This window comes from Actinoplanes sp. NPDC049599 (assembly GCF_044465625.1).
Taxonomy (GTDB): domain Bacteria; phylum Actinomycetota; class Actinomycetes; order Mycobacteriales; family Micromonosporaceae; genus Actinoplanes.
Genome location: NZ_JBITLX010000058.1, coordinates 1 through 13139, shown reverse-complemented (window position 1 = coordinate 13139; position 13139 = coordinate 1). Strand labels below are relative to the sequence as shown.

At 67.1% G+C, this 13139-nt stretch carries 14 protein-coding genes and 2 tRNA genes; 5 read left to right on the top strand and 11 right to left on the bottom strand.

The genetic code is table 11. The features are described 5' to 3' along the window. The first annotated feature begins 574 nt into the window (after positions 1-574). Positions 575-790 (top strand): hypothetical protein, encoded by a 216-nt coding sequence (locus tag ACIBQZ_RS43000; RefSeq protein WP_396094737.1) that lies wholly within the window; start codon positions 575-577, stop codon positions 788-790. 462 nt (positions 791-1252) lie between these two features. On the opposite strand, the gene ACIBQZ_RS42995 is transcribed toward ACIBQZ_RS43000, so the two are convergent. The 6 genes from ACIBQZ_RS42995 to ACIBQZ_RS42970 form a co-directional block, all read right to left on the bottom strand. Beyond that, positions 1253-2053 carry a carbon-nitrogen hydrolase family protein gene (locus tag ACIBQZ_RS42995; RefSeq protein ID WP_396094736.1) on the bottom strand — a complete coding sequence of 267 codons (801 nt, stop codon included), beginning with the start codon at positions 2051-2053 and terminating at the stop codon, positions 1253-1255. A gap of 186 nt (positions 2054-2239) precedes the next feature. Continuing rightward, a complete protein-coding gene (clpX, locus tag ACIBQZ_RS42990; protein WP_125811422.1) occupies positions 2240-3532 on the bottom strand; it encodes an ATP-dependent Clp protease ATP-binding subunit ClpX in 1293 nt (430 codons plus the stop codon). 257 nt (positions 3533-3789) lie between these two features. Next, positions 3790-4452, bottom strand: a complete 663-nt coding sequence (locus ACIBQZ_RS42985) for an ATP-dependent Clp protease proteolytic subunit (protein ID WP_212989818.1) — start codon at positions 4450-4452, stop codon at positions 3790-3792. 10 nt (positions 4453-4462) lie between these two features. Then, entirely contained in the window at positions 4463-5095 is a 633-nt protein-coding gene (locus ACIBQZ_RS42980) for an ATP-dependent Clp protease proteolytic subunit (protein ID WP_396094735.1), read from the bottom strand. A 205-nt stretch (positions 5096-5300) separates the two neighbouring features. Next, entirely contained in the window at positions 5301-6650 is a 1350-nt protein-coding gene (gene tig / locus ACIBQZ_RS42975; RefSeq protein WP_396094734.1) for a trigger factor, read from the bottom strand. 39 nt (positions 6651-6689) lie between these two features. Beyond that, positions 6690-6763: transfer RNA gene (locus tag ACIBQZ_RS42970), tRNA-Pro, on the bottom strand. 141 nt (positions 6764-6904) lie between these two features. On the opposite strand from ACIBQZ_RS42970, the gene ACIBQZ_RS42965 reads away from it, so the two are divergent. Further along, positions 6905-6978: transfer RNA gene (locus ACIBQZ_RS42965), tRNA-Gly, on the top strand. A gap of 528 nt (positions 6979-7506) precedes the next feature. Here ACIBQZ_RS42965 and ACIBQZ_RS42960 read toward each other — a convergent pair. The 5 genes from ACIBQZ_RS42960 to ACIBQZ_RS42940 form a co-directional block, all read right to left on the bottom strand. Further along, positions 7507-7734, bottom strand: a complete 228-nt coding sequence (locus tag ACIBQZ_RS42960) for a hypothetical protein (RefSeq protein ID WP_396094733.1) — start codon at positions 7732-7734, stop codon at positions 7507-7509. Between the two features lie 5 nt (positions 7735-7739). Then, entirely contained in the window at positions 7740-7916 is a 177-nt protein-coding gene (locus ACIBQZ_RS42955) for a hypothetical protein (RefSeq protein WP_396094732.1), read from the bottom strand. A 155-nt stretch (positions 7917-8071) separates the two neighbouring features. After that, positions 8072-8494: a hypothetical protein gene (locus tag ACIBQZ_RS42950; protein WP_396094731.1), complete on the bottom strand. Its 423-nt coding sequence runs from the start codon at positions 8492-8494 to the stop codon at positions 8072-8074. A 120-nt stretch (positions 8495-8614) separates the two neighbouring features. Beyond that, a complete protein-coding gene (locus ACIBQZ_RS42945; protein WP_396094730.1) occupies positions 8615-9340 on the bottom strand; it encodes a GntR family transcriptional regulator in 726 nt (241 codons plus the stop codon). Between the two features lie 325 nt (positions 9341-9665). Beyond that, positions 9666-9977, bottom strand: a complete 312-nt coding sequence (locus ACIBQZ_RS42940; protein WP_396094729.1) for a hypothetical protein — start codon at positions 9975-9977, stop codon at positions 9666-9668. A gap of 350 nt (positions 9978-10327) precedes the next feature. On the opposite strand from ACIBQZ_RS42940, the gene ACIBQZ_RS42935 reads away from it, so the two are divergent. From ACIBQZ_RS42935 to ACIBQZ_RS42925, 3 genes are read left to right on the top strand one after another with little or no spacing between them, the layout of a single operon-like run. After that, a complete protein-coding gene (locus tag ACIBQZ_RS42935) occupies positions 10328-10921 on the top strand; it encodes a helix-turn-helix domain-containing protein (protein WP_396094728.1) in 594 nt (197 codons plus the stop codon). A 20-nt stretch (positions 10922-10941) separates the two neighbouring features. Further along, entirely contained in the window at positions 10942-11556 is a 615-nt protein-coding gene (locus ACIBQZ_RS42930; protein ID WP_396094727.1) for a hypothetical protein, read from the top strand. After that, a complete protein-coding gene (locus ACIBQZ_RS42925) occupies positions 11553-12029 on the top strand; it encodes an NUDIX domain-containing protein (RefSeq protein WP_396094726.1) in 477 nt (158 codons plus the stop codon). Before ACIBQZ_RS42930 ends, ACIBQZ_RS42925 begins: the two co-directional genes overlap by 4 nt. The last annotated feature ends 1110 nt before the right edge of the window (positions 12030-13139 follow it).

Genomic DNA, 13139 nt, shown 5'->3' with positions numbered 1-13139 from the left:
CCATCCCCCACAAAGAGGACAGCCAGCCAAAGCAAAACCAATTGGCACTGGCTTATCTAGCACCCTGTTGAGTTCTCAAAGAACAACCACACACCGAACCGAACTCCCTCTCGGGAACCCGCTTCGGGGCAACCTCACTAACTTACCCGGTCGGCTTCGCCAGCGCAAGACCTGAGTCTTGGAAGATCCGAAGACCTTCGTGGCACCGCCCGAATGGTTCCCGCGCTGACGCTCACCCCGGAAGGTGTGATAGTCGTCGGGTGGCCTTGCAGACCGGCCGATGATCGCTTAGCGATCCATCCGCCCGGCTCCTGCCGGCTGTTGTACTTTACCCGGTCGGTCTCGCTGGCGCAACTCCGGTTTCCCGGTCTCGCCTGCATCGCCCGGTGCTGTCAGTCAGCTTAGCGCGTCCCTTCAGCTGCCTCCAAGTTACCGCCGGATCGGTCACTTTCGTGCCGTTCCGTCCGGGTTCCCCTCGGGCAGAGAGAAAGTTACGCGACCCTCCACCCGAAACGCAAATCGACGGCGATGCCCGTCCCGCCATCGGGTGCCGCGCCGTGCCAGAGTGGCAGTCATGGCCCCTCCCCCGGTGCTCGCCGCCGACGCGCTGTCCAGCCTCCTGGTGCCGCTGACACAGGTGATCATCGGTGTTCTGGTGCTGGCCGCGGTCGTGGTGTCGGTACACCGCCTGGTTCAGCGAGGACCGACCCGGATGGGCGGCGCGATGCTGCTCATCGGCGGCGCCCTGGTGTGCGTGGCGGTATTGAGCTACCTCGTGCAGACCTTCTGAGGCAGCGCCCGGACAACCCCCGAGCTCGGGCAACGCGCGCCGCCGGCGCCCGGGACCAAGGAAACCCCGAATCGGTACGGGTCAAGCGCGCCAAGCGCCAACACGAACGAGCCCCGACGAACACGACCAACCCGCCGCCGATACAGCCGGCTGTATGTGGTGAGTGCGCGGTGAACAGCCGAGGCACAGGTGTCAGGGGGCAGCGCAGAAGAGCAAGATTTGCGCGCAGACGCACGGGCGAAGCGCGCTGATCACGAGAACCCAGCCGAGCTGCCCGGGCTGGACGCTGTCCGACCTGGCGCACGAAGGCGGAGCCCGGCAACCCCTCGCCGGCGCGAGGACCGAGCACCGCGCGTGACGAACGCGCTGCGAACCAGCACACCCAAACGCGGCCCGGCGAAGAAGAGCCGACGAGCCCATGGTGAACGGCGCCAAGCCCACCACAACCTTGGCGACGGACAGTTACTGCAGGCGGCGGTTGGCCAGGCTCGGGAGCTCTCGGCGGATCTCGTCCAATCGGCCTAGATCAATCTCCGCGGTAACGATTCCCGTCGTGTCCGGTGCTTGGGCGAGCACCGTCCCCCACGGGTCGATGATCATGCTGCGGCCGAAGCAGGTGCGGCCCGGGTCGTGGTCGCCGATCTGGGCGGCTGCCACCACGTAGCACTGGTTTTCGATCGCTCGGGCTCTCAGCAGCACTTCCCAGTGGTCGCGGCCCGTGTGCATCATGAAGGCCGCCGGCACCACGAGCACCTTCGCGTCGCCGTCGACCGCCAGGCGCCGGTACAGCTCCGGGAAGCGCAGGTCGTAGCAGATCGACAGGCCGGTTCGGGTGCCGTCGATGTCGGTCACCACGGTGTTGGTGCCCGGCGCCACCGAGCGGGACTCCTGGTACGAGACGCGGCCGGGGATCTCCACGTCGTACAGGTGGATTTTGCGGTAGGTCGCGGCCAGCTCGCCGGACCGGTTGAAGATCAGCGAGGTGTTGTAGGTGTGGTCCTCGTCGGGGCCGGCCTCGTGGAAGGAGCCGGCGTGCACCCACATGCCCAGTTCGCGGGCGGCGGTCGCGAAGAACGTGCCGAACTCGCCGTCGACCGGCTCGGGCTTCGGCAGGCCCGCGGACCGGCCCAAGTAGTCCACGTATTCCGGTAGCACCGCAAGGTCCGCGCCGGCCGCGGCCGCGCGGCCCAGCAGGTCGCGGGCGGCGGCCAGGTTGGCCGCCCGGTCATCGCGAGCATTCAGCTGACAGACGGCAACACGCATGACTGCAAGGGTACGGCGCACAGCCCCGTCCAGCGGCCCGGAGACGCCGGTGCATACCCGGACATGCACCGCTGCACGCAGACCGGCTCAGGCCCGCGTGCGACGCCCCAGGCGCAAAGAACGCCACCGCCGCCCGAGACGGGTGGCGGTGGCGTCAACAACGCAAGCCTTGGTGCACCGGGGTGATCAGGCCGACTTTTCCTCGCGTTCGCGGCGAGCTCGTCGGCCGACGAATTCGCGGGGGACGATCGTCGGGATGACGTTCTCCACCACGACCTCGCGGGTGATGAGCACCCGGGCGGCGTCGGGATTGCTGGGGACCTCGTACATGACCGTCTGGAGGACTTCCTCCATGATCGCGCGGAGGCCGCGGGCGCCGGTGCCGCGCAGCATCGCCTGGTCGGCGATTGCTTCGAGGGCGCCGGTGTCGAACTCCAGCTCCACGCCGTCCAGCTCGAAGAGACGCTGGTACTGCTTCACGTACGCGTTGCGGGGCTCGGTGAGGATCTTGATCAGTGCTTCGCGGTCGAGGTTGCGGACCGTGGTGATCACCGGGAGACGGCCGATGAACTCGGGGATGAGCCCGAACTTCAGCATGTCTTCCGGCATCACCTTGCTGAAGATGTCGTCGGTGTTGCGTTCCGACACCGAGCGCAGGTGGGCGCCGAAGCCGACGCCGCCCTGGCCGACCCGGGACTCGATGATCCGGTCCAGGCCCGCGAACGCGCCACCGACGATGAACAGCACGTTGGTGGTGTCGATCTGGATGAACTCCTGGTGCGGGTGCTTACGGCCGCCCTGCGGCGGGACGTTTGCGACCGTGCCCTCGAGGATCTTCAGCAGTGCCTGCTGCACGCCCTCGCCGGAGACGTCCCGGGTGATCGACGGGTTTTCGCTCTTGCGGGCGATCTTGTCGACCTCGTCGATGTAGATGATGCCCTGCTCGGCGCGCTTGACGTCGTAGTCGGCGGCCTGGATGAGCTTGAGCAGGATGTTCTCGACATCCTCGCCCACGTAGCCGGCCTCGGTCAGCGCCGTGGCGTCCGCGATGGCGAACGGCACGTTGAGCATCCGGGCCAGCGTCTGCGCCAGGTGGGTCTTGCCGCAGCCGGTGGGGCCGATGAGCATGATGTTGGACTTGGCCACCTCGACGTCGCTGCCACCCCCGGGCGCGCCGGCCGACTCGGCCTGAATCCTCTTGTAGTGGTTGTAGACAGCTACCGAGAGGGCCTTCTTGGCCTGCTCCTGCCCCACCACGTAGGTGTCGAGGAACTGGCAGATCTCCATCGGCTTGGGAAGCTCTTCCCACTTCACTTCGCCGGTTTCGGCCAGCTCTTCTTCGATGATCTCGTTACAGAGGTCGATGCACTCGTCGCAGATATAAACACCAGGGCCCGCGATGAGCTTCTTGACCTGCTTCTGGGACTTCCCACAGAAGGAGCACTTCAGTAGGTCGCCACCGTCGCCGATCCGTGCCACCTACGTTCTCCCTGCGCTCATCGGCCGGCTGCTGCCGGCCCCTGGCCTGAGGATGATTCCTCGTTGCCGAACTGCGTGCTCGGTGCTCGAACTTCGTCTTACAGAGAGTTCATCGTCTGCCGGCTCGCGATACTGAGGTTGCTGGCTTGACGTTACCCGCTGCCGGGCAGTTCTCCGACCCCCCAAAACGGGCGTGTCAGGGGTCAGTCAGTCTAGCGTGAGCCGACCGACCCCCGACACCGCGTGCCGGGGCAGGGTCAGCTGCCGGCGCCGACGCCCTGCAGGCTCTTCTTGCGGGTGGCCAGGACGGTGTCGACCAGGCCGTACTCCTTGGCCTCGGCGGCCGTCATGATCTTGTCGCGGTCGACGTCCTTGCGGACCTGCTCGGGGGTGCGGCCGGAGTGACGGGAAATCATCTCCTCCATCTGGCTGCGCATCCGGAGGATCTCGCGGGCCTGGATCTCGATGTCCGAACCCTGGCCGTAGCCGCCCTCGGTGGCCGGCTGGTGGATGATGATCCGCGAGTGCGGGAGCGCCATCCGCTTGCCCGGGGTGCCGCCGGCGAGCAGCACCGCGGCCGCGCTGGCCGCCTGGCCGAGGCAGACCGTGCTGATGTCCGGGCGGACGTACTGCATGGTGTCGTAGATCGCCGTCATGGCGGTGAACGAGCCACCGGGCGAGTTGATGTACATCAGGATGTCACGGTCCGGGTCGGCGCTCTCCAGCGTCAGCAGCTGGGCCATCACGTCGTTGGCCGACGCGTCGTCCACCTGCACGCCGAGGAAGATGATCCGGTCCTCGAACATCTTGTTGTACGGGTTCGACTCCTTCACGCCGTACGACGTGCGCTCGACGAACGAGGGCAGGACGTAGCGGTTGTGCACCGGAGCGAACCCGGGAGACATCGTCAGGTCAGTCATTCTCAGCTCCTCAGTTCAGCGTTCCGGCGCCCTCGGGAACCTGTGTGGCCCCGGTGATCACCTTGTCGATGAAGCCGTAGTTCTTCGCTTCCTCGGCCGTGAACCAGCGGTCCCGGTCGGAGTCGGCCTCGATCTGCGCCTGGTCCTGGCCGGTGTGGAAAGACACCCGCTCCTGGAACATGCGCTTGGTGTAGAGCATCTGCTCGGCCTGGATGGCGATGTCGGCGGCCGTGCCACCCATGCCGCCGGACGGCTGGTGCATCATGATCCGCGCGTGCGGCAGCGCGTAGCGCTTGCCCGTCGTGCCGGCGCAGAGCAGCAACTGCCCCATCGACGCGGCCATGCCCATGGCCACGGTGGAGACGTCGTTGTCGATGAACTGCATCGTGTCGTAGATCGCCATGCCGGAGTAGACGGAACCACCCGGCGAGTTGATCCAGAGGTTGATGTCGCGGTCGGGGTCCTCCGCGGAGAGCAGGAGCAACTGCGCGCAGATGCGATTGGCGACCTGGTCGGTCACTTCGCTGCCGAGGAAAATGATCCGCTCCCGCAGCAGGCGGTTGTAGACCGAGTCGTCGAGGTTGCCACTGATGGAGTCACCACCACGCAGGAGGGGACTCGCTGGGATGTGCAGATCGGTCATGGCAGCCCTTCACAGCTGACTGTGCCGGCCGAGGGATCCGGCCGGCAGGTTGTCCGTCGTACGACCAACCTAACCGGTCGCATGCGCATCAGCTTCCCGCTCGGGCAGGTGTTCGCTGACAGCGCACCGGCTCCCGCCGTACCGGAAAACAGAGCGGCCGCCGCGCGCCGTGAGTGACGCGCGGCGGCCGATCCGACGCACCAGGTCAGTGGTTGTGCCCGGCGTGCTCGTCCTCGGAGGCCTCGCGGAGGTCGTCGAGGGAGAGCGTGTTGCCCTCGCTGTCGGTCATCGTGACCCGCTCCATGACGCTGGCCAGCGCCTTGCCGCGACGCACGTCGCCGAAGACGGCCGCGGCCGCACCCGACTGGACGAGCTGGTCGTAGTACTGCTGCGGCTGCATCTGGGCGCGCTGGGCGCGGTGCACGATCTCGTGCCCGAACTCGTCGTCGGAGACCTGGATGTCCTCGGCGTCCGCGATGGTGTCGAGCAGCAGCTGGATCCGGACGCCCTCGGTGGCCGCCTCGGTCAGCTCGGCGTCGATCTGCTCCTCGGTCTTCTCCTCGGAGGTCAGGTAGTCCTCCAGGGAGGCGCCGATCCGCTCGAGCTGGTCGGTCATGGCCTGCTTGCGACCCTCGACCTCGTCCTTGACGATGCCCTCGGGGGCCGGGATGTCGGCGGCCTCGACGAGCTGCTTGAGCGCCTCGTCGCGGGCGGCGTAGATCTGCTCGACCTTCTTGACCTTGCCGAGCCGCTCGCGCAGGTCGTTCTTGAGCTCGTCCAGGGTGTCGAACTCGCTCGCCAGCTGCGCGAACTCGTCGTCGATCTCGGGCAGCTGCTTGTCCTTGACCGTGTTGACCTTGACGGCCACCTCGGCGTCGCGGCCGGCGAAGTCGCCGCCCACGAGCTGGGTGGTGAACGTCGCGTCGGCGCCGGCGACCAGGCCGACCAGGACCTCGTCGAGACCCGGGAGCAGCTGCTTGCTGCCGACCTCGTGCGAGATGTTGGTCGCGGAGCCGCCGGGCACCTCCTCGCCGTCAACCGTCGCCCGCAGGTCGAGCTGGACGTAGTCGCCCTCCGCGGCCGGGCGGTCCACGGTCTTGAGCGTGGCGAACCGCTCCCGCAGGCCGTTGATCTGCTCATCGATCTCGTTGTCGCCGATCTCCACCGCCGGAACGGTGACGGCGATGCCGGCCAGGTCGGGGATCGTGATCTCCGGGCGGACGTCGACCTCGGCGGTGAACTTCAGCGGCTCGTTGTCGGCGAACTCGGTGATCTCCACCTCAGGGCGGCCGAGCGTCTTGACGTCGTGCTCGCGGACCGCGGCGAGGATCTGCTGCGGAATGGCCTCCTGCACGGCCTCGTTGAGGACCGTGCCCCGGCCAACGCGCTGGTCGATCACTGCGGCGGGGATCTTGCCCCGGCGGAAGCCGGGGATCTGGACCTGAGAACCGATTTCGCGGTACGCCTTCAGCAGGCTGGGCTTCAGCTCGTCGAACGGCACCTCGATGGCGAGCCGCACCCGAGTCGGACTCAGAGTCTCGACGGTGCTCTTCACAGGCGTACTCCTTGATGGATCTCTTCGATGTTGGTGAAGTCGGGGTGGCGGGATTTGAACCCACGGCCCCTCGCTCCCAAAGCGAGTGCGCTACCAAGCTGCGCCACACCCCGTGGCGACGGCAAGTGTATGCGGTCGGCGGAGTGTCGTGTGCCGCGGCGTCACCCGGGCGCGCCACGCGGGGGATATCGGGTTCGCGCGCCGCGACGGCATTCAGTAGTGTGGGGCCGGTGCCGCACTCAGGTGCGGGTCACGCGGGCGTAGCTCAATGGTAGAGCCTCAGTCTTCCAAACTGATTACGCGAGTTCGATTCTCGTCGCCCGCTCCATCAGCAAAAGCCCAGGTCAGAGGCGCTTTTCTGGATCTGGGGCGTGGTCATTCCAGGTCCGTGGACGATCTTGCGGGCCACTGGTGGGTCAGTAGCTCAGCGCTCGAGTTCGTCGACGATCCCGATCAGCGGCTCGTCGATCGAGGGCACGTGGTGACGGGGTCACCCCACGCAGCCGGGCCACGCGGCGCGGCACCCACCGGTCGCCGCCATGTGCGCCGGCCAACCTGCAGGCGGTCATGGCCGGTGTCCACCCCGGCGATAGATCCACAGACTGCGGCATCGGCCACCCGCAGCCAGCTCGACGGGTGCCGCCGCCACATACGGCGGTGAGGACGAGGACGGCGCCGAGCAGCATCTGCCAGCCGTACGGCTCGGAGATCCACCGGTAACGGACAGCCAGCACGACCGAGCGGGAGACCTCACGCACCGGCCAAACGACGGCGAACAGCCAGCCGGGGATCCGCCGTACCGGCAACCGGGTGCTGGCCATCTCACCTTGGCAGAGACGAACGACGAGAACCGCCATCACCGCCACCCCCGCCCGAGCCGCGCGGGTCGTGCCAGGGTGCGCATGCAGGTCCGGCATGCCATGTGCCGCAGGTCGAACCGTCGTGGAGCAACCCACATCCGGCAGCGCGGGCAGCAGACCGCCTCCACCACCGCCAGGGCGGGAAGGCCGACGGCCCGGCGCAGCAGACCGATCGACTGATGGGTGATCCGGGTCAGCGGACGGCCGGAGCCGTGAGCGGTCATTCCGATCACCCCGCACGCAGCCGTACGGAGTGCTCCCGCGCCACCTGGGCCAGGTCGGGGGCGTCGGCACGGTCCAGAAGTGCGGCCTTGCGGTCGAACCAGTCGGCACGATCACCGGCCGGGGTGCGGAGCCCCGGCATCCGCCGGAGCAGAGCGGACAGGTCGGCGGCGAAGTCGGTCATGACGGCCACCGCCGGGACATGCGACGGGCAGCCTGAATTACGGTGGGCACGAGGTCCTCCTTCGTCAGTCGAGGGGTTCAGGGGTCGCCGCGCGGGACGGGCCGGGACTCTTGGCAGGGGAACGGCCCGCCCGCGCAACCAGCGAGAGATGTCCGTCAGGCAGCGGCGGCGAGGGCGCCGGCCGGGCGGATGGCGGTGGCCCGCAGCGAGTACGCCATCCGGGCCATGCACGTCCCGGTGCTCTTGCACCGCTGCGAGTCGACGTACGGCGTCAGCGTCAGGCCGTCGAACTCGACCGACGGCGGGTATCCGGGCACGGCGGACGCCAGCGGTACCGGCGCGTGCGGCGCGATGACTTTGACCTTGACTTCCGTAGTGCGACCGAACTTGCCGGCGGCGGGGTCGAGGTCCATGACCCGGACGACCCACATGCGCTCGCCGGTCTCCTTGTCGCGAGCCTGGTTGTCGGGCTCGTTGAGGCGGTCGAAGTCGACGGCCGCATCCACACCCAGGCAGAGCACCCCGGACGGGAACACGTAGTCGAACGGAACGGGGACTTTCAACGTCAGCGGAACCATCAGATCGAGCCTCCTGGTCTACCGAGTGCCAGCATGACATCCGGTTATACTTACAAGTTAAGTCTGCATGTAAGCATGAGCAAGGATCGATGTCTGATCTTCAGATGGCGCATTGACCACTCAGGACAGCGGGTAGGTGTCCTCGATCTCGTGACGGCTACCGGGCATGACGATCAGCGAGGTCAGGATTGGTACGCCGGAGGATTGATGCGCGGTGATGACCACGCTCAGCACGGCCTCGTCGGCGGGCACGCCCAGGGCCTCGATCTCTGTTGCGTCGACTTGCCGGGCGGTCAGCCGCTCGGTGGCGTAGTCCGCGCGCAGTCCCTTGCGAGTGGCGATGTGGTCGAGGATGCTGCCGGCGATCGGCTCAGGCTTGGCGATATCGGTACCGACTGCGATCTCCACCGGCACATACGTGCAGATCAGATCGATAGGGCCGGACGGTGACACCGTGCGGCGCCGGCGCTCGTACACCGGGGTGCCTTCCGGAATTTCCAGCGCGGCCGAGACGCGTGGCGACGCCAGGACCGGGCCGACGTGCAGGATCTCCGTCTCCGCGGTCTCGTCCAGGTCGACGGCATCTTGCGCGTACTGCGGCGAGCTGCGTTCCGACGGTGGCCGGCCACGGACGAAGCTGCCCTTGCCCTGCTGCGACTCGATCCACCCGTCTTGCTTCAGGATGCCGAGCGCGCGAAGCACCGTCGGGCGGGACACTCCGAACTCGGTGCAGAGCTGACTCTCGGACGGAAGGCCGGCCCCGGGCGCATAAGTCCCGTCTTCGATACGGCCGCGAAGCGCGTTCAGCACGCGCAGGTACTTCGGCGTCGGAATCTCGTACGCCACGGGATACACCCACCAGGGTCAAAGAAGATCACGACATGTCAATACAGGAGCGTAGTGCCTGTAAGGATGACGGAACAAGACGCGTCAGTCTGCCGTGTCGTCGACGCCCGCAGCGTTCCTGAGCCAGCCGGACCATGCGGGTGCCTCCGCAACCCGATCCGGACGAGATGCACCGGGCCACCGGCGCGGCAGGCAGCCGTATCGACCGAAGACCCGCAGTGCGGCCCGGCGCATGGCGCACGGGTCGTCCTGGGCGCAGTCGGCGCAACGAGCGTCGCCGCTGGACGCGGTGTGCCGATCGAGTTGGGCTTGAGCGGCCCGCAACTCATCCATCACCGCACCGGACGGGAAGACGCTCACCGCACGAGCTCCGTCCACGGCCGACGCGCGGGGGCTCGAAGAGGCGTAGACCCGCGAGGCGAACGAAGACTTCGCGGCGCTCGGTCGCCGCCCCCGTGCTGTTCAGGACGTAGCCGTTTACCCAGGCCCAGCCCCGATAGGTCGGCTTTTCACACACCGAGATCACTCTGAGCCGTATCTGGCGGCGGCCGGAGAACTGCACGGACGCCTCGTGATCGACCACCAGCACATCGCCCGGATGCGGAACCATCTCGTCCTCCACCACGTTGGAGGGCACCGAGGCAGGCGAGCATCTCGCGGACACCAACACGACAGCAACCGGCTGGCCGGCACCCGCCCCGGTGCCAGCTCAGGAGACCGCCATCACCCGGAATCCGCTACCGCCGCAGTCCAGGCAGGAGCGGCGACAGGTCAGCCGGCCATCTCGACACGACTGCGCCACCATCCGCAGCGCGGTGCGGTGGGTCGCGTACTTCCATCCCGCGCCAGCACAGGACCGGCAAGCGGGGAATGAGATGGATACGGTGGGCTCGGTCATGCACACAGGTTGTGGCCAAATCCGACCCGGACCCCGGAAAATCATTCCGGGGTCGCCGATCTCCACGAGAGGGTCAGCGGATGCGCGGCATGACGACGAAGCTCACCATCGGCGAGCGGGTCGCCTGGTACCGACGACGACGCGGCATGTCGCAGGAAGTCCTCGCCGGACTCGTCGGCCGCACCTCCGACTGGCTCGGAAAGATCGAGAACAACCGGATCGAGCTTGACCGACTCTCCGTCATCAAGTCACTTGCCGACGTGCTGGACGTGTCGCTCGGCGATCTGCTCGCCGAGCCGTCCCTGCTCGACTGGAACAGTGAAAGTGGCTTGGAGACAGTGCCGGCACTGCGGTCGGCGCTGATGGAATACCGAGGCATCACGGCGCTCGGTACCGCCGGCGCAGGTCAGGAACCGCCAGACCTCGCCGGCCTACGCCGCGAGACCTCGGAACTGTGGGACGCCTATCAGGGCTCCCGCTTCGGATTCGTCACTGGCAGGCTTCCGGCCCTGCTCGAGCACGCCCAGGCCGCCGCCGACGAATTCGACGGACAAGACCAGGAGGACGCACGCCACCTGCTCGGCCTGACCTACCAGCTCGCCGCGACTCAGCTCACCAAGCTCGGCGAGACGGACCTCGCGTGGATTGCGGCCGAGCGCGGGCTATCGGCAACCCGGTCGTGATGGGGTCCCTGTTCCGGTCGGTGAGTCACGCCCTCTTGTCCACCGGCAGGTACAAGGACGCGGTTCGCCTTACCAGCGACGCCGCCAGCTACCTCGATCAGCACTTGGGCGACGCGACCCCCGAGTTGCTGTCGGTCTACGGGACTCTGCTGCTCGGCGGGTCCGTCGCCGCCGCCTGCGCGAGCGATGCAGGCACCGCCCGGACCTTCCTCACGGCTGCTGACGATGCCGCGACTCGGCTGGGCGAAGACGCAAACCACCTCTGGACCGCGTTCGGGCCGACAAACGTCGCCATTCATCGGGTTGCAGCCGCCGGCGAACTCGGCGACTTCCAGGTGGCGATAGACCTCGGACCGAGTCTGGACACGGCTTCGCTGCCGATGGAACGGCGAGTCCGTCACGCGCTGGAGGTGTCCGCGCATACAGCTCGTGGAACCGGCAGGACGACGCGCTGGCCATCCTGCTCGACGCTGAGCGGATGGCCCCCGAGCAGGTTCGGCATCACTACCTCGGCCGCCAGCTCGTCCTCACGTGGATACGGCAGCAGCGCGGCAAGCCCTCCTCGACAATGGTTGGTCTGGCACGTCGCCTCCACGTGCTCGAATGATCCACTGGATCTACGCTGCTCGGTGTGACGACATCCGAGACGCCTCCCATGGCTACCCCGCGCGTCGCTGCCGGCGCCCTCTTCTTTGACGAGTCGGGACGTGTCCTGCTCGTCAAGCCCAGTTACAAGGATGGGTGGGAGATCCCAGGTGGCTACGTCGAGCCGGGAGAGTCGCCTCGGGCAGCTTGCATCCGCGAGGTCCAGGAGGAGCTTGGAGTTTCGCCGGCCATCGGCGGTCACTTGGTGGTCGACTGGGCGCCGGCGCAGAACGAGGGCGACAAGGTGCTGTTCATCTTCGACGCGGGCATCCTCACCGAGGAGGCGCGCGCGGAGATCAAGTTCGGGGACGGCGAGCTGACCGAGTCGCGCTTCGTCGCTGAAGCGGAAATGGACGGATACCTCCCTGCACGCCTCTCACGCCGGATCCGCACGGCCATCAGGGCAAGGCATCGCGGTGTGCCGGCATACGCCGAACACGGCGACGAGCCCCAAACCCGATGAGCCGCAGAGGTTCGTAGTGGCCGCCCGCGTGCGCACCAAGCAGCCGAACGCAGCCGAGGCATCCGCTCAGACTTTCTGTGCGTCTTCAAGGCGGCCCTAAACGGGCCGCTCACGCCGCCGCCTGGGCGCGCGTCCGTCGCTTAGCTGACGCACGCGACGGCCACGCAGGCGGCCCATCGGCTGGCGTGCACGAGCGGATCGGGCCGCCATGACGACAGGTCGCAGATGGTCGAGGTTTGGGAGCTGGCCGGCGGCCTACCGGGGCGGGCCTGGACGACGCGGCCGACCTGCCATGCTGGGGGCCACTGGCAGGTCACGGCCGTCGAGCGACGGGGACGGCGGCGAAAGTGTGGCCGGGCCGCTCTCCAACGTCAAGGGCGATTCGCGTCGCAAGCGACGGCCTACGGCCGCCCTGGACGTTGGAGCCTCCGCGCCCCGGGAGGGCAGAGGTCAAGGGGCAGGCCGCTGGCCTGCCCTCACGATGTCCGCACCGCCGTCCCCGTCACCGACTCAGTTCGTCAACGCGTCCTTGACACCTGCGCAACGAAGATGCCGCTGCCACAGCCGCGACCCTTAAGACTCAGCGAGGGCGTTCGGGTGCCGATGCGCTGGACGGTTGAGCCGTCGCCAAGCCACCTAGGATGAGGGATGTGGTAGGCCTCGCAGACGCACCAAACGTCGCCGACTGGATAGCTGCTGGTGGACAAGTTGCTGGCGCTGTGGCTACTACCGCAGCGGTCGTGGTTGCATTGTGGATCGCGCTCAGAGAGTCCAAAGAGCGGGCACAGGCGCAAGAGGATGCCGCCGAGGCCGAACGCTTCCAAGAAGAACAAAAGAGCCTAAGTCAAGCAAGACTTGTCAACAGCGACCTTGTACCACCAGAAGAACCTTCCACGGAGAGCCACGGAACTTTCGAGTTGGTTCTCAAGATCACTAACCATAGCACTAGCGCAATCCGAAACCTTCAAGCTTCGATTCGCTACCACCCTGCAGGAGGCCCTATCAACGTTATACAGGCTCTTCGAAGTTAAGCGGGGTTGAGGTGTCCGCGGTGGCGGCGGGTGGTGGCTGCGCGGGTGCGTAGTCGTTGGTTTTTGGGGTTGCGGAATC